The organism is Streptomyces iakyrus (assembly GCF_000717055.1).
Taxonomy (GTDB): domain Bacteria; phylum Actinomycetota; class Actinomycetes; order Streptomycetales; family Streptomycetaceae; genus Streptomyces; species Streptomyces iakyrus.
On the sequence record NZ_JNXI01000001.1, the window covers coordinates 415,139 to 430,641 of the forward strand.

Annotated in this window: 13 protein-coding genes; 10 read left to right on the top strand and 3 right to left on the bottom strand. The window is 72.7% G+C overall.

Annotated features, from left to right (window positions below):
- Positions 1–85: 85 nt before the first annotated feature.
- The 5 genes from OO68_RS01890 (at position 86) to OO68_RS01910 (ending at position 5,856) form a co-directional block, all read left to right on the top strand.
- Entirely contained in the window at positions 86–1,303 is a 1,218-nt protein-coding gene (locus OO68_RS01890) for an NAD(P)/FAD-dependent oxidoreductase (protein ID WP_033306465.1), read from the top strand.
- A complete protein-coding gene (gene nirB / locus OO68_RS01895; RefSeq protein ID WP_033306284.1) occupies positions 1,303–3,918 on the top strand; it encodes a nitrite reductase large subunit NirB in 2,616 nt (871 codons plus the stop codon). The genes OO68_RS01890 and nirB overlap by 1 nt, the downstream gene beginning before the upstream one ends.
- On the top strand, positions 3,915–4,265 hold the full coding sequence (gene nirD / locus OO68_RS01900; protein WP_033306285.1) for a nitrite reductase small subunit NirD: 351 nt from the start codon (positions 3,915–3,917) through the stop codon (positions 4,263–4,265). Before nirB ends, nirD begins: the two co-directional genes overlap by 4 nt.
- 88 nt (positions 4,266–4,353) lie before the next feature.
- On the top strand, positions 4,354–4,938 hold the full coding sequence (locus OO68_RS01905) for a TetR/AcrR family transcriptional regulator (RefSeq protein ID WP_033306286.1): 585 nt from the start codon (positions 4,354–4,356) through the stop codon (positions 4,936–4,938).
- A gap of 138 nt (positions 4,939–5,076) precedes the next feature.
- A complete protein-coding gene (locus OO68_RS01910) occupies positions 5,077–5,856 on the top strand; it encodes an SDR family NAD(P)-dependent oxidoreductase (protein WP_033306287.1) in 780 nt (259 codons plus the stop codon).
- 49 nt (positions 5,857–5,905) lie between these two features.
- Here the strand turns inward: OO68_RS01910 and OO68_RS01915 are convergent, their stop codons facing one another.
- Positions 5,906–7,183 carry a helix-turn-helix domain-containing protein gene (locus OO68_RS01915; RefSeq protein ID WP_033306288.1) on the bottom strand — a complete coding sequence of 426 codons (1,278 nt, stop codon included), beginning with the start codon at positions 7,181–7,183 and terminating at the stop codon, positions 5,906–5,908.
- A 233-nt stretch (positions 7,184–7,416) separates the two neighbouring features.
- On the opposite strand from OO68_RS01915, the gene OO68_RS01920 reads away from it, so the two are divergent.
- Positions 7,417–7,845: a peptidase inhibitor family I36 protein gene (locus OO68_RS01920; protein WP_051814286.1), complete on the top strand. Its 429-nt coding sequence runs from the start codon at positions 7,417–7,419 to the stop codon at positions 7,843–7,845.
- Between the two features lie 90 nt (positions 7,846–7,935).
- Here OO68_RS01920 and OO68_RS01925 read toward each other — a convergent pair whose 3' ends face one another.
- Positions 7,936–9,546: a SulP family inorganic anion transporter gene (locus OO68_RS01925; RefSeq protein WP_033306467.1), complete on the bottom strand. Its 1,611-nt coding sequence runs from the start codon at positions 9,544–9,546 to the stop codon at positions 7,936–7,938.
- Between the two features lie 764 nt (positions 9,547–10,310).
- Positions 10,311–10,916 carry a carbonic anhydrase gene (locus OO68_RS01930; RefSeq protein WP_033306289.1) on the bottom strand — a complete coding sequence of 202 codons (606 nt, stop codon included), beginning with the start codon at positions 10,914–10,916 and terminating at the stop codon, positions 10,311–10,313.
- A 217-nt stretch (positions 10,917–11,133) separates the two neighbouring features.
- Between OO68_RS01930 and OO68_RS01935 the strand changes: the two genes are divergently transcribed.
- From OO68_RS01935 to OO68_RS01950, 4 genes are all read left to right on the top strand, one after another.
- The gene (locus OO68_RS01935) at positions 11,134–11,940 is read left to right on the top strand and encodes a response regulator transcription factor (protein WP_033306290.1); all 807 of its coding nucleotides are present in this window, start codon (positions 11,134–11,136) and stop codon (positions 11,938–11,940) included.
- Positions 11,937–13,424, top strand: a complete 1,488-nt coding sequence (locus tag OO68_RS01940; RefSeq protein ID WP_033306291.1) for a sensor histidine kinase — start codon at positions 11,937–11,939, stop codon at positions 13,422–13,424. Before OO68_RS01935 ends, OO68_RS01940 begins: the two co-directional genes overlap by 4 nt.
- Positions 13,425–13,589: 165 nt before the next feature.
- A complete protein-coding gene (locus OO68_RS01945) occupies positions 13,590–14,747 on the top strand; it encodes an alkaline phosphatase PhoX (protein ID WP_033306292.1) in 1,158 nt (385 codons plus the stop codon).
- Positions 14,748–14,861: 114 nt separating this feature from the next.
- Complete coding sequence (locus tag OO68_RS01950) at positions 14,862–15,380, top strand: NUDIX hydrolase (protein WP_033306293.1); 519 nt, start codon at positions 14,862–14,864, stop codon at positions 15,378–15,380.
- Positions 15,381–15,503 lie beyond the last annotated feature (123 nt).

A 15,503-nucleotide genomic window follows, 5' to 3' on the forward strand; every position in this document is an offset into this window, starting at 1 on the left:
CCGCCCCCGTCCGCTGAGGGCAGCGTTCCCCGCGGGAAACAGAGGTGATGCTGCCGGGTAACACCGGCACCGCACGCTCATGGACATGACCTCGAATGAGCGTGTGGTGGTGATCGGCACCGGCCTGGCGGGCGTACGGCTCGCCCGGCGGCTCGGTGAGCTCGGCACGCCCGCGCTGCTGATCGGCGAGGAGGAGCACCGGCCCTACAACCGGGTGCTGCTCGCCGAGGTGCTGGCCGGACGGTACAGCCCCGAGGTGATCGCCCTGCCGGCACCCGCACAGGTCAGGCGCGGCCGGATCACCGGGATCGACCGCGAGCGCCGGACGGTCGCCTGTGCGGACGGGTCCGTGATCGCATACGGCCGGCTCGTCCTCGCCACCGGCTCCAACCCGGTGCTGCCGCCGCTGCGCGGCCTGTTCACCGAGAACCACGAACTGCCCGAGGGCATCCACGCGTTCCGCACCATGGACGACTGCCTGGGCCTGTCCAAGGCGCTCCGCCCGGGGGTGAAGGCGGTCGTCATCGGCGGCGGGCTCCTCGGGGTCTCCGCCGCCCGGGCGCTCGCCCGGCGCGGCGCGCAGGTCGTGCTCGCCCAGCAGTCCGAGCGGCTGATGGAGCGCCAGCTCGACCCGGCCGCCTCGAAGCTCGTCGAGCGGCACCTCACCGACCTGGGCGTGGAGGTGCACACCGAGTGCCGCGTCCGGGACGTGCGCTGCGTCGGCGGCGCCGTCCGCTCCGTGGAGATGGCCGACGGATACGCGCTCGACGCCGATCTGGTGGTCGTCGCCTGCGGTGTGCATCCGCGAGTGGGCCTCGCCCAGGCCGCCGGCCTCGACGTCCGCAAGGGCGTCGTCGTCGACGACGAGCTGCGCACCTCCGACCCGTACATCCACGCGATCGGCGACTGCGCCCAGCACGACGGCGTCCTCTACGGACTCGCCACTCCCGCGCTCGAACAGGCCGACGCGCTCGCGGAACTGCTCGCCGGTGACGCGAACGCCCGCTACACCGGCACCCGTTCCCTGACCCGGCTCACGCTGAACGGGCACGACAGCCCCTTCGACCTCGCCGCGTTCGGCGAGACCGAGGCGCTCCCGGGCGACGACGTCGTCCAGCTCGCCGACGCCACCCGCGGCACCTACCGCAAGGTCGTCGTCCGCGACGACCGCCTGGTCGGCGGGGTCCTCGTCGGCGAACTCGGCACCGTCGGCGCGCTCGCCCGCGCCTGGGAGGGAGCAGAGCCGCTCCCCTCCGCCGGCGGCCCGCTGCTCCACCTGCTCACCAACGATGGAGGCTCCTGATGACCGCCACCCCGGAGGCCACGGAGGCCACCCCCACGATCGTGCTCGTCGGCCACGGCATGGTCGGCCAGCGCTTCCTCGAAGCGCTCGCCGCGCGCGGCCTGACCGCCACACACCGCGTGGTCGTTCTCTGCGAGGAGCCGCGCCCGGCCTATGACCGCGTGGCGCTCACGTCGTACTTCTCGGGGAAGACCCCCGAGGACCTGTCCATGACGGACATGGAGTTCATCGAGACGCACGGCATCGAGCTGTACGTCGGTGACCCGGCGACCGCCGTCGACCGCGAGGCCCGCAAGGTCACCGCCAGGTCCGGCGAGGTCTTCGACTACGACGTCCTCGTCCTCGCCACCGGCTCCTACCCCTTCGTGCCGCCGGTCCCGGGCAAGGACGCCGAGGGCTGTTTCGTCTACCGCACCATCGAGGACCTGCTCGCGATCGAGGAGTACGCGAAGTCGAAGGCCACGGTGGGTGCCGTGGTCGGCGGCGGTCTGCTCGGGCTGGAGGCGGCCGGTGCGCTGAAGGGGCTCGGACTCACCTCCCACATCGTGGAGTTCGCGCCCCGGCTGATGCCCGTCCAGGTGGACGAGGGCGGTGGCGCGGCGCTGCTGCGCACCATCGAGGAGATGGGCCTGACCGTCCACACGGGCGTGGGCACGCAGGAGATCCTGGTCGACGCCGAGGGCGCCGTCACCGGCATGAAGCTCTCCGACGGCTCCGAACTCGCCGCCGACATGGTGGTGTTCTCCGCCGGTGTCCGCCCCCGCGACCAGCTGGCCCGCGACTGCGGCCTGACGGTCGGCGAGCGCGGCGGCATCACGGTCGACGAGCAGTGCCGTACGGTCGCCGACCCGCACGTCTTCGCGATCGGCGAGTGCGCACTGGCCTCCGACGGCCGGGTGTACGGCCTGGTGGCGCCGGGCTACGAGCAGGCCGAGACGGCCGCGGCCACGATCGCCGCGGACGAGGCGTCCTTCACCGGCGCCGACCTGTCCACCAAGCTGAAGCTGCTCGGCGTGGACGTGGCGTCCTTCGGCGACGCGCACGGCACCGCCGAGGACTGCCTGGACGTCGTCTACTCCGACTCCCGCGCGGGCCTGTACAAGAAGCTGGTCATCGGCCGCGACGGCACGCTGCTCGGCGGCATCCTGGTCGGCGACGCGGAGGCGTACGGCACGCTGAAGGCGTTCACCGGCTCGGTCCCGCCGGTGTCGCCCGAGTCGCTGGTGCTGCCCGCCGGTGCCGGGGCGCCCGCCCAGCTCGGCCCGGCCGCGCTGCCGGACGACGCGATCATCTGCTCCTGCAACAACGTCCGCAAGGGCACGATCCGCGACGCGGTCACCGAGCACAAGTGCACCACCGTGCCCGAGGTGAAGAAGTGCACCAAGGCCGGTACGACCTGCGGAAGTTGCGTCAAGGTCCTCGGCCAGCTGGTCACCGCCGAGCTGGAGGCGTCCGGCGTCGAGGTCGACAAGGGCCTGTGCGGCTGCTTCGCGCAGACCCGCGAGGAGCTGTACGAGATCGTCCTCGCGCTGCGCATCACCACCTACCAGGACCTGCTGGACCGCCACGGCCGCGAGGGGGCCCGGGGCGGTGACGGCTGCGAGGTCTGCAAGCCGGCCGTCGGCTCGATCATCGCCTCCCTCGCCCCGACGATCGGCGCGAGCGGCTACGTCCTGGACGGCGAGCAGGCGGCGCTCCAGGACACCAATGACCACTTCCTGGCCAACCTCCAGAAGAACGGCTCGTACTCGGTCGTCCCGCGCATCCCCGGCGGCGAGATCGCCCCGGAGAAGCTGATCGTCATCGGCGAGATCGCCCGCGACTTCGGCCTCTACACGAAGATCACCGGCGGCCAGCGGATCGACATGTTCGGTGCGCGCGTCGAGCAACTGCCGGTGATCTGGGCGCGCTTGGTGGACGCCGGTTTCGAGTCCGGCCACGCCTACGGCAAGTCGCTGCGCACGGTGAAGTCCTGCGTCGGGCAGACCTGGTGCCGCTACGGCGTCCAGGACTCCGTCCGCATGGCGATCGACCTGGAACTGCGCTACCGGGGTCTGCGCTCCCCGCACAAGCTGAAGTCGGCGGTCTCCGGCTGCCAGCGCGAGTGCGCCGAGGCCCAGTCGAAGGACTTCGGCGTGATCGCCACCGCCAACGGCTGGAACCTCTACGTCGGCGGCAACGGCGGCGCGACCCCGCGCCACGCGGACCTGCTCGCGCAGGACCTGTCGGACGCCGAACTGGTCCGCCTGATCGACCGGTTCCTGATGTTCTACATCCGTACGGCCGACCGCCTGGAGCGGACCTCGACCTGGCTGGAGCGGATCCCGGGCGGCCTCGACCACGTGAAGGACGTCGTCGTCCACGACTCGCTCGGCATCTGCGACGAGCTGGAGCAGCTGATGCAGGCGCACGTCGCGCACTACCGCGACGAGTGGGCCGAGACCATCAACGACCCCGAGAAGCTCGCCCGGTTCGTGTCCTTCGTGAACGCCCCGGACACCCCGGACCCGGTCGTCGCCTTCGTGCCCGAGCGCGACCAGATGAAGCCCGACCTGCCGCTGCTGTCCATCGGCATGCGACCCGCCGACGTACTGGAAGGAAGCGCCCAGCGATGACCCTGGCACTGGAGACCACCGACCTCAAGGTCGAACTCGCCCTGGACGACGACTGGTTCGCGGTCTGCGACCTGAGCACGCTGCTCCCGGGCCGCGGGGTGGCCGCACTGCTGCCGGACGGCCGGCAGGCCGCGATCTTCCGCGACCGCTCCGGCGAGCTGTTCGCCATCGACAACCGCGACCCCTTCACCGGCGCGGCCGTCCTCTCCCGCGGCCTGACGGGCACCCACCAGGGCCGCCCGTTCGTCGCCTCGCCCCTGCTGAAGCAGCGCTTCGACCTGGCGTCCGGGCAGTGCCTGGACGACGAGGCGGTACGGGTGACGGCCTACAAGGTGCGGACGTCGTAGCAACGGTGCCCGACCGCAGGTCCTCGACCGACGGTTCTTGACCGACGTTTCTTGACCGGACGTTCTGAAAAAGCCTAGGCTGCACTGCGTGGCCAGGACCAAGGAGTTCGATCCGGACGCCACGCTCCAGGCAGCTCTCGAGCTGTTCTGGCGGCGCGGCTACGAGGCGACGTCGATGTCCGACCTCGTCGCCCACCTCGGCATCGGACGCGCCAGCATCTATGCGACCTTCGGCAACAAGCACGAGCTGTACCTGAAGGCGCTGGACCGCTACGACCGGACGGGACTCCCGCCGATCCTGCGGGAGCTGTCCCAGCCGGGACCCGCGCTGCCGGCCGTGCGCGAGCTCGTCCGGCGGTACGCGGCGGAGGCCGCGGACGCCCGGGAACGCCTGAACGGCTGCATGATCACCAATGCGGCGTCCGAACTCGCCCCGCACGACCGGACGACCGCCCGGCGCGTGAAGCGCAACTGGGACCAGCTGGAGACCGTGCTGCACTCGGCGCTGGTCCGCGCCCAGGCGCAGGGGGAACTGCCCGCCGGACGCGACCCGCTCGCACTGGCCCGCATGCTGCTCGTCCTGCTCCAGGGCCTGCGGGTGGTCGGCAAGGCCTCACCGGACCCTGCGCGCGTCAGGGACGCGGCCGAGCAGGCCCTGGCACTTCTGGACTGAAAGGCACCTCGACCGGGGTGCCTTTTCTGTGCCGCGATATTGAACCGATCGTTCAAGAACTCCTCGGCACTTCGGCACTTCGGCACTTCGACACTTCGGCACTTCGATATTTCGATACTTCGAGACAAGGACCGTCACATGACCACTGCACCGCACCGGGCCCGCTTCACCGACCGCACCGCCCTGGTCACCGGCGCCGGGTCCGGCATCGGACGCGCGATCGCCCGCGCACTCGCGGCGGAGGGCGCGAACGTCGTGGTGGTGGGCCGTCGGGGAGAACCACTGGAGGAGACCGCGGAGTCGATCGAGGCCGCGGGAGGCAAGGCGCTGGCCGTCACGGCGGACGTGGCGCGGGCCGCGGACGTCGAGGCGGCGGTGGCAGCCGCCGCCGAGCACTTCGGCTCCTTGGACGTGGCGGTGAACAACGCGGGCGTCTTCCGGGGCGGAGCACCGCTGGCGGACCTCGCCGAGGAGGACTGGCACACGCAGCTCGGCGTCAACGTCACCGGCGTGTTCCTCGCCCTGCGGGCCGAGATCCGCCAGATGCGCACACAGCCGTCCGGCGGGGCGATCGTCAACATCGCCTCCACCTTCGGCGCCCACACTCGTCACCCCGGCGCCGCCGCGTACGCCGCCACCAAGGCGGCGGTGTCCGTCCTCACCCGAGGGGCCGCACTCGACCACATCCGGGAGGGCATCCGCATCAACGCGGTCAGCCCCGGCGCCGTCGACACACCGATGTCGCTGCAGCCGGGCGAGACGGACGCCGACCGCTCGGCCCGCGCCCGGTCCACCCTCCCGCTCGGCCGCGTGACCACGACGGAGGAGGTGGCCGCGGCGGTCCTCCACCTGGCCTCCGACGACGCCGCCTCGACGGTGGGCACGGACCTGGTGGTGGACAGCGGCGCCACGGCCTGAGCGGCGGCTGGGCGAGGCCGTCTGACGGATCGTGTCCGTCGTGTACGGATCACGTCCGTTCCGGAGCCGGGGAGCGGGGTGCGTCGGCCGCGCGTTCGCAGTGGGGCCAGTCGCCGAAGTCGCGGTCCCGGCTCCACAGCTTCCGGGCCGCCCGGATGTTCCACTCCGGGTCCAGGGCCTCACGCGGTGTGCCGCCCAGTTCGCGCAGCCGGGCGTCGGAGATCTGGAACAGGCCCCAGTTCCGGGTGCCGTTGGTGTTGGGGAGGATGTGCAGCGGGTCGAGGAAGGACTGGCAGTCGGCTATGGCCACCGCCTTGTCCGGCACCTCGGGGAACACCTCCCGGACCCGCTGCCGCACCTTCTGCGGCGACCACACCCGCATCCGGACGGGCGAGGTGTACAGCGCCTCCTTCGTCGGCTCCGCGACGACCCCGTTGGGCTGTAGTCCGGCGAGCACCTGGAAGGCCGTGACGCGGCGCAGGGTCTGGGGGCCGAAGTCCCCGTCCACGCCGATGTCCGCGCCCTTGGCGTGCAGCAGGCGCTGCACCTCCCGCACGCACTCGTCGTGCTCGCCCATCGCGATCACCGGCGGGCAGCCGGCCGAGAACAACGGCCGGACCGCCTCGCCGGTGCGCAGGCCGCCGCCGGCACCGGCGGCGTCACCGTCGCCGGAGGGCGACCGGCCGCTCGACAGCACCCAGGCCGAGACCGTGACGGCGGCGAGGACCGCGACGACGACGGTGGCGCGCAGCCGGTGCCGGCGCGGCCGGCGCGCGGGACCGGATGCCGCATCGGGGGTGGGCTGCTCCGGTGCCCGGTCGTCGCCCGGGGCCGGGGCAGGGGTCTGGGCAGGGGTCTGGGCCGGTCCCTGGTCCGGGGTTGATGCCAGCCCCTGGTCCGAGGTCGGGGTTTGACCCTGGGCCGGGGTCGAGGCCTTGGTGGGCGCCTCCGCCTTCGGATCGGCCTTCGGATCGGCCTTCAGGTCGGTCTTGGGAGCGACTTTCGGGTCGGCTTCCTGGGGCGCTTCCGGTTCCGCTCCCCCTGCCGCTTCCGGCACCGCTCCCCGTTCCGCGGCGGCACGCGCCGTGTCCGCCAGTGCCCACAGGCGGTGCAAGGTGCGCAGTTCGTCCGGGGTCGCGCCGCAGACCGTGGCCAGCCGGTGCACGCTCCCGTAGTCCTGGGGCACCGACGTGCCCCGGCAGTAGCGGTGCAAGGTCGAGCCGGCCAGGCCGGACTTCCTGGCGAGGGCCTCGTAACTCAGGCCGGACCGGCTCTTCAACGAACGCAACAGCGCGGCGAACCGCTCCGTTTCCGGGCATGCGGACAAGGCCGTTCCCCCCTCGGGAATCCCCACGGACGCTGGTCGGGCGTCTCGTGCCGACACTGTGCCACCAAAGGCGTCCCATGGCCGTCCCAACGGTTCCGGAACGCGCCAGGTGCGCGGCCCACCGGCGTCCCGGCGTCCCAGCGGCCCCCCACGTCCTTGCCCGGCCCGGCCGCGCCTTGCCAGCGTCGGGCCGTCCGCACCACCGTCCCCAGATCTCCGAGGAGACCAGGCTCATGCGCCTTTCCGTCCGCCGGAACTCCCGTGCGAACCCGCTGCTCGCCGTGCTCGCCGTCAGCGCCGCCGCCGTCGCCACCCTGGCCGTGCCGAGCTCCGCGTCGGCGGCCCCGGCCGCGCCCGCCGCGGTGGACTGCGCGTCCGGGCACATCTGCTTCTGGACCGGAGCCAACTTCACCGGCAGCAAGTGCGCCTGGGACGTGGCCGACCCCGACTGGCAGAGCGGTGCCGTCCGGTGTTCCTGGGCCGCCACGACCAACGTGAAGTCCGTTTGGAACGCCGGCACCAGCAGCTCCAGCGGTGTCGCCTACTACCGGGGCGCCAACTACAGCGACCGGGTCGGCTGCACTCGCCAGCAGCACGGCGGCAACCTCGCCGGCACGTACAAGGTCCGCTCCCACCGGTGGATCTCGGGCAGCTGCGGCTGACCGGACCGGCCATCGGCACGAAACGCGGTGGCGTGCACGCCCGAGCAGACGGGCGTGCACGCCACCGCGGCCTGACCGCAGGGGGCGGGGTCAGCCCAGCAGGGGCGACCGCGCGTGCTCCTCGGGGAGGGGCCGGGTGTCGAGGTAGAACCACTCGGCGTCCGCAGTGGGCCAGGGCGCCGGTTCCGCCGCCTCCTGGCCGGGGACCGGGCGCCGGGGCAGCGGCGTCGGGGCCGGGCCCGGGTCCGCGGCCTGCTTCGCCTCCCCCGGCATCAGCAGCTCCACCCGCAGCCCAAGGCCCCGCTGCTGGGCGGTGAATTCCTCGACCTGGTTGCGGCAGGCGTGGTCCAGGTGGGTCACGCCGGTCAGGTCGAGACGGATCCTCGGCTTCCCGGACGCGGCGGCCGCCTCCAGCGCGTCGATCACCTTCGGCAGCCGCAGGAACGTGGCGTTGCCCGCCATGACGACCTTGGCCGTGTCCTGCTCGACCTGCTGGCGGATCACCGTCTGCGACATACGCAGCGCGGCCAGCACGATTCCCGCGGCGAGACCGAACAGCACGCCCTCCAGCAGCGCGGTCGCCACGATGACCAGCATGGTCAGCGTCATCACCGCGAACTCGCCCCTGTCCTGGCGCCACATCTTCGGGAACTCGGCGGGCCCGAACAGCTTCCAGCCGCTGTGCACGAGGACGCCGGCGAGCACGGAGATCGGGATCAGCGCGAGCACCTGCGGCAGCAGCAGCGCGAACAGCAGCAGCCACAGGCCGTGCAGGGTGCGGGAGAGCCGGGTCTTGGCCCCGGCCTGGACGTTCGCCGAACTGCGCGCCACCACCGCGGTGATGGGGAGCGCGCCGAGGATGCCCGCGACGGTGTTGCCCGCGCCCTGGGCGATCAGCTCGGTGTTGTAGCGGGTGCGCGGACCGTTGTGCATACGGTCCACGGCGGCGGCCGTGAACAGGCTCTCCGCGGACGCGATGACCGTGAAGGTGAGGATCGCGGTGATGATCGTCCCGTCGGCGAGCCCGGCGAACTGCTCCGCGCCCGGCACCTGCACGGAGTTGAGCAGGTTGCCCACCTGGAGGGTTTTCACGTCCACGCCGGGCAGCGCGGCGACGACCATGCCGATGCCGACGGCGACCAGAGCGGCGGGGATCTTCCCGGCCGGCCCGGGCACCTTCTTCCAGATGAAGCTCAGCACGATCGTGACGACACCGAGCAGCATGGCGATCATCGCCTGCGGGTTCGTCAGGACGCCGGCCAGCAGTCCGGGCACCCCGGCCATGTTCTCCAACGCGGTGCCGGGGGCCTTGGCGTCGGCCATCGGGTAGGCCTGGCTGAACATCAGCGGCACGCCGATGCCGGCGAGCATGCCCTGCACGACGGCGACCGAGATGGCCTGGAACATCCGGCCGAGCCGTACCAGTCCGAGGACGATCTGGAGGAGGCCGGCGAACAGCACGATCACGCCGAGCATGGCCACGCCGACCTCGGCGACCGTCTCCGCGACCAGCGCGGCGAGCCCCGCGGCCGGGCCGCTGACCTGGAGCGTGCTGCCCCGGACGGCGCCGACGACCAGACCGCCGATCACCCCGGAGATGATTCCGAGTTCGGCGGGGACGCCGGAGGCGACGGCAACGCCGATGCACAGCGGCAGGGCCACGAGGAAGACGACGAGGGAGGCGGTGATGTCGGTGGCCAGGTCGCCCTTCGCGCCACCCTTGCCGCCGCTGCCCTTCGCTCGCCCCTTGCCGCCGACGCCTTCCGCTCCACCCCTGCCGCTGACGCCCTTTGCACCGCTCAGCACGCCGCGGAGCAGCCCGCCCAGCGCGCCACCGCCCGCGGTGCCGGCGCCCGGGCCGTCCGGGAGGCGCCCGTCCGGCCCATGGCCCGGGCGGCCCCCTGAACCGCCCCCTGACGGGTGGCCTTCGGGCGCCCCGCCCCTGGAACCGCCACCCGCCGGCCCACCTGCCCACCGGCCCCATGGCCCGGCCGCGCCTCCCCTGCTGTGGGCCCCGGTGTGGGCCCCGGGGTCACCCGGCACGCCTCCCGGCGCCCCACCCCCCGCATCACCCTCCGCCGACCAGGCCCACGGATCCCCCACCGGACCTCCGGCGAGCCGGCCCCCCTGATCTCCCACCGGGGCCCCCTCCGAAGCCCCGCCGGACCAGCCCCCCTGTTCCCCCGCCAGGCCGCCGCCCGACCAGTCCCCTCGCTCCCCCGCCAGGCCTCCGCCCGACCAGCCTCCGGTCTCCCCTTCAGGGCCCCCCGTCGACCAACCCCCCGTGTCCCCCGCGGCACCGGCCCCCCACTCGGCGAACCCGTCCGTCGGAGGACCGCCGGTCCGCCAACCCCCCTCGCCGCCCGACGGCCCCCCGGATCGCCGGCCCACCGTGTCCCCCGCCGCTCCTCCCGGCCGCCCGCCCCCCGGGCCGCCCCGCGTCCTCCCCCGTGCATGGGCCCCGCTCACGCGGCGTGCACCCGGAAGCCGCCCTCGTCGCCCAGCTCGTAGACGAAGCCGGTGTCGACCTCGTAGTACCAGCCGTGCAGCCGCAGCCGGCCCGAGTCGAGGCGTTGCCGGACCACGGGGTAACTCCGCAGCGCGGCCAGCTGGTTGACGACATTGCCCTGGGACACCTCCGGCAGGGACGGGTCGTCCGGGGCGCTCTCCAGAACGGAGGTCAGCTCCGGGCGGGCGATGCGGAGCCAGGCGTCCACGCCGGGCAGGGCCGACAGGTCGTCACCGGACTTCAGCGCGCCCATCGCACCGCAGTGTGAGTGACCGCACACCACGATGTCCTGAACCCCGAGCACCTCCAGTGCGTACTCGATGGTGGCCGCCTCTCCACAGGCCCCGGGCCGTCCGTAGGGCGGCACGATATTTCCTGCGTTCCGCAGCTCGAATATCTCTCCGGGCCGCGCTCCCGTGATCATGGCGGGTATGACACGCGAGTCCGAGCAGGTAATGAACAGCGCTTCCGGATATTGCCCTTCGGCCAGTTTCCGGTATTCGCCGCTGTTGAAATCGACGCGCGTCCTGAACGTCCGGGCACGGTCCAGCAAATCCTTCATCGCACTCTCCTGAACTGGGGTTCCTCCCTGTGTGCTCCACCGTAGACCGCCGACCTACAGAGGAAGGTTAAGCAAACTCCAGAGCCCGGACAGCAATTGCACATTCTTTGTCCGGATTCCCAGACGCAGCGTCTTCTTGTAGCGTGTGAACTCCGCGGCAGGGAATGCTAATTCACGCTGCCCGGATTCATACCGGTTTCACGGAGAGACAGGACGTATGGGCCTACGAGTGCTGCTCATCGAAGACGACGAGACGATCGCCGAGCCGCTCGCCGAGGGGCTCGGCCACTTCGGGCTGACGGTCGACCACGTCGCCACCGGGACGGACGGCCTGAGAGGCCCGTACAACGACGTCGTGCTGCTCGACCTGGGGCTGCCGGACATGGACGGCATCGACGTCTGCCGCGGCATCCGGCAGGTCTCGGACGTGCCCATCGTCATCCTCAGCGCGCGCGGCGAGGAGGCCGACCGCGTGCTGGGTCTGGAGCTCGGCGCCGACGACTACCTGGCGAAACCATTCAGCGTGCGGGAACTGGTCGCCCGGGTCCGTGCGGTGACCCGCCGCACGCAGCGCACCCACACGGCGTTCCCCGAGGCGCCGGGCCTGGTGAGCGCCCCCGAGCCGGCACCGGCCGAACCGGCCTACGAACCCGCCCCGGCCCTCTCCTACGACCCCCCGGCGGCGTCCGCGTCCGCCCCCGACCCCGCCCCCGCGCACGACCCGGGCCCGCTCGTCGTGGACCGCCGTACCCGCCAGGTCTGGGTCGGCGACGCCCCCGTCCTGCTCACGCCCAAGGAGTTCGACCTGCTGGCGCTGCTCAGCGAGGACCCCGGCGCGGTCTACTCGCGGCAGCAGATCCTCGACCGCGTCTGGGACCCGCACTACGACGGCCCGACCAAGACGCTGGACGTCCATGTCGCCGCGCTGCGGAAGAAGCTGGGGCACCCGGCGTGGATCCGGACCCTGCGGGGCGTCGGTTTCCGGCTGTCCGTGCACACGGGGCCGCAGGTGGCCTCTCCATGACCCGCCGGCTGCTGCTCAGCTACCTCAGCCTCGCCGCGCTGGTGCTGCTCTGCCTGGAGATCCCGCTGGGCTTCGTGTACTCGCGCGGGGAGCGGGAGCGGGTGGTCAACGCGGCGAAGGACGAGGCCGAGTCGGTCTCGGCGTACGCGGCACTGTCCCTGGCTGCGGGGCGCGGCGACCGGGACCTGCCCGGACGGGTGGCGCACTGCGCGCAGCGCATCGGGGGCAAGGTGGTGATCGTCGACGCGGCGGGCACGCCGCTCGCCACCTCGCACCGGCTGGACGCCGGGATGTCCGGCACGCTGGCCGCCCGGCCGGGCATCGCGGCGGCGCTGCGGGGGACCTCGACGGTGGACGTCCGCACCTCCACCATCGGCGGGGTCGAGTACCTGTCGGTGGCCGCGCCGGTCGGCCAGGAGGCGCGGCCGGTGGGTGCGGTGTGGCTGACGGTGCCGACGCGGACGGTCCACGAGCGGGTGCACCACGTCTGGCTGCTGCTCGCGCTGGGCGGGTGCGCGGTGCTGACGGCCGTCGCGGTGGTCGGTTTCGCCTTCGCGCGCTGGGCGGGCCGCCCCATCCGTGAACTGGAGCAGGCCACACATGACTTGGCCGACGGCGGCCGGTTCGAGCCGGTGACGGTCACCAAGGGGCCGCCGGAAGTACGCAGTCTGGCCGCGGCGTTCAACCACACCGGCGCCCGGCTCGCCCATCTGCTGGCGTCGCAGCGGGCGTTCGCGGGCGAGGCCTCGCACCAGCTGAAGACACCGCTGGCGGCGCTGCGGCTGCGCCTGGAGAACATGGAGCCGGACGTCGCCGCCCGCGCCCGGGGCAGTCTCACCGCGGCCGTCACGGAGACGGACCGGCTCGCCCGGATGGTCGGGCACCTGCTGGCCATGGCGCGGCTGGAGGAGCACGCGGCCATTCCCGCCACGGTCGATCTGGGTGCGGTCTGCGCGGAGCGGCACCGCACCTGGCAGCCGCTGTTCGCGCGGGAGGACGTCTCGCTGGTGCTCTTCGCGGGGAGCGTGGGCCCGGTGCTCGCGGTGCCGGGGGCCGTGGAGCAGATCATGGACAACCTGCTGTCCAACGCCCTGCGCGCGTCCCCGGCGGGCAGCACCGTAACGGTCGAACTGCGGTTGCAGGCACCGCCCCGGCGGGCCTTGCGAGACAGCCGCCCCCGCTGGGTCGACCTGCACGTCACCGACGAGGGCCCGGGCATGACGGAGGAGCAGCGGGCCCGCGCCTTCGACCGTTTCTGGCGGGCCCCGGGAGCCCCCAAGGGCGGTACGGGACTCGGCCTCGCCCTGGTGCAGCGCCTGGCCCATGCCAGCGGCGGGGAGGCGACTCTGCGCGCGGCGGCCACCGGCGGCCTGGACGTGGTGATCCGGCTGCCGTCCGCGCGGCCGCCCGGCGAGAGTGACCACGGGCCGGGCGGCGACCGTCCGAGGAAGCCGAGACGGGAGGCACCGGCGCTGCCGGCGTAGGGCCCGTGCCGGGCGGGGCACAGCCGGCACACAGCATGCCGCCCCGCGGCCACGAGTTGGCCATGCCCCGTCAACCCTGTCCCCTTAGCGTCCCTCTCGCCTCCCCCCACGCACAACCCTGCCGTCGACCGGCGGCAGGGCGGTACGGCACCTCTTGGAGTGAGAGTGGAACGTCGTAGCCTCCTGCGTGCGGCCGTCCTCGGCGGCACATCGGCCGCTCTGGGCGGAACCCTGTGGCGCGGGGCCGCGTACGCGGCCCCCGCCCAGCCCGGCACCGGCCCCTACGGACCGCTGGGCTCCCCGGACGCCAACGGCATCCGACTCCCGAGCGGCTTCACGAGCCGGGTGATCGCCCGGTCCGGCCAGCGCGTCGGCAGCACGTCGTACACCTGGCACAACGCCCCGGACGGCGGCGCCTGTTACGCCGACGGCACGGGCTGGATCTATGTCTCCAACTCCGAGATCAACCCCTCGGGCGGCGCGAGCGCGGTGAAGTTCTCGTCGGCGGGCGCGATCACCGGCGCGTACCGGATCCTCTCCAACACCCGCCAGAACTGCGCGGGCGGCAAGACCCCGTGGAACACCTGGCTGTCCTGCGAGGAGGTGTCCCTCGGCTACGTCTACGAGACCGACCCGTGGGGCACGAACGCGGCGGTGCAGCGGGCGGCGATGGGCCGTTTCAAGCACGAGGCGGCGGCCGCCGACCCGGTGCGCAGGGTGATCTACCTGACCGAGGACGAGACGAACGGCCGCTTCTACCGCTTCGTCCCGACCACGTGGGGCAACCTGTCGTCCGGCAGACTCCAGGTGATGGTCGCGGGCAGCGCCACGAGCGGTTCCTTCACCTGGGCCGACATCCCCGACCCCGACGGCTCCCCCACCGCCACCCGCTCGCAGGTCTCCGGCTCGAAGTCCTTCAACGGCGGCGAGGGCTGCCACTACGCGAACGACACGGTCTGGTTCACCACCAAGGGCGACAACCGCGTCTGGCAGCTCAACCTCCTCACCAACACCTACGAACTGGCCTACGACGACTCCCTCGTCAACGGCACGGCCCCCCTCACCGGCGTCGACAACATCACCGGCGCCTCCTCCGGCGACCTCTTCGTCGCCGAGGACGGCGGCAACATGGAGATCTGCGTGATCACCCCGGACGACGTCGTCGCGTCGTTCCTGCGCGTCGACGGCCAGTCGAGCTCGGAGATCACGGGCCCGGCCTTCTCCCCCGACGGCACCCGCCTCTACTTCTCCAGCCAGCGCGGCACCAGCGGCACTTCCTCGGGCGGCATCACGTACGAGGTGACGGGCCCGTTCCGCTCGTAACGGGGGTCGTGCGCGACACCTGAGCCCGGCCCGCCGGTGACCATCGGCGGGCCAGGCCGTTCCACCGGTTGGGCAGTCGTACCAAGCTGCCCTGCCGATGGAAGGAACACCACCGTGGACACGACCGTGCCCGTCCCGAATGCGCCGGGTGTGCTGCCCCGCGCCGAGTGGGTCAAGACCCTGCCGCAGACCATCGTCGCGTCCTGCGTCCTGCTGCTCGACGCCGAGGACCGGCTCCTGCTGCTGCGCTACGCCGGGGGCCTGCCCGCCGCGGGGCTCTGGGGGCTGCCGGGCGGCATGCTCGACCACGGCGAGGACCCCGCCGGTGCCGCGCGCCGGGAGCTGCACGAGGAGACCGGCATCGTCCTGGAAGAGGACCTGCGGTTCATCGGGTACGACCACCGGGCGGACGTACTGGGCACGGGGCCGGTGATCGACTTCTACTTCCACGGAGGCCGGCTCCCGGCCGGGCAGCCCGTCCGGCGCAGCTCGGAGCACGACCACCACGGCCTGTTCGCCCTCGCCGACCTGGAGTCCGTCCCACTGGCGACCGGGTTGCCCACCCTCACCGCGCTGCTGACGGCGGCCCGGACCGGCACGGTCGTGTGCCTGCGCGACGGTGTGCCGCAGTGACCGGGCCCGGAATCTGAGAACACCGCGCGAGAGCGGGGCGGCACCTCCGCACAAGGTGCCACCCCGCTCTTCTCCGTGCACCGGAGCCGCCGCGATCGGTGAGGGTGGTCGGGGACCGTCGAC

Excerpts from the sequence above, each read along its gene's own strand:
- OO68_RS01890 (WP_033306465.1), top strand. The coding sequence starts at position 86 with ATGACCTCGAATGAGCGTGTGGTGGTGATCGGCACCGGCCTGGCGGGC.
- nirB (WP_033306284.1), top strand. The coding sequence starts at position 1,303 with ATGACCGCCACCCCGGAGGCCACGGAGGCCACCCCCACGATCGTGCTC.
- nirD (WP_033306285.1), top strand. The coding sequence starts at position 3,915 with ATGACCCTGGCACTGGAGACCACCGACCTCAAGGTCGAACTCGCCCTG.
- OO68_RS01910 (WP_033306287.1), top strand. The coding sequence starts at position 5,077 with ATGACCACTGCACCGCACCGGGCCCGCTTCACCGACCGCACCGCCCTG.
- OO68_RS01920 (WP_051814286.1), top strand. The coding sequence starts at position 7,417 with ATGCGCCTTTCCGTCCGCCGGAACTCCCGTGCGAACCCGCTGCTCGCC.
- OO68_RS01930 (WP_033306289.1), bottom strand. The coding sequence starts at position 10,916 with ATGAAGGATTTGCTGGACCGTGCCCGGACGTTCAGGACGCGCGTCGAT.
- OO68_RS01935 (WP_033306290.1), top strand. The coding sequence starts at position 11,134 with ATGGGCCTACGAGTGCTGCTCATCGAAGACGACGAGACGATCGCCGAG.
- OO68_RS01940 (WP_033306291.1), top strand. The coding sequence starts at position 11,937 with ATGACCCGCCGGCTGCTGCTCAGCTACCTCAGCCTCGCCGCGCTGGTG.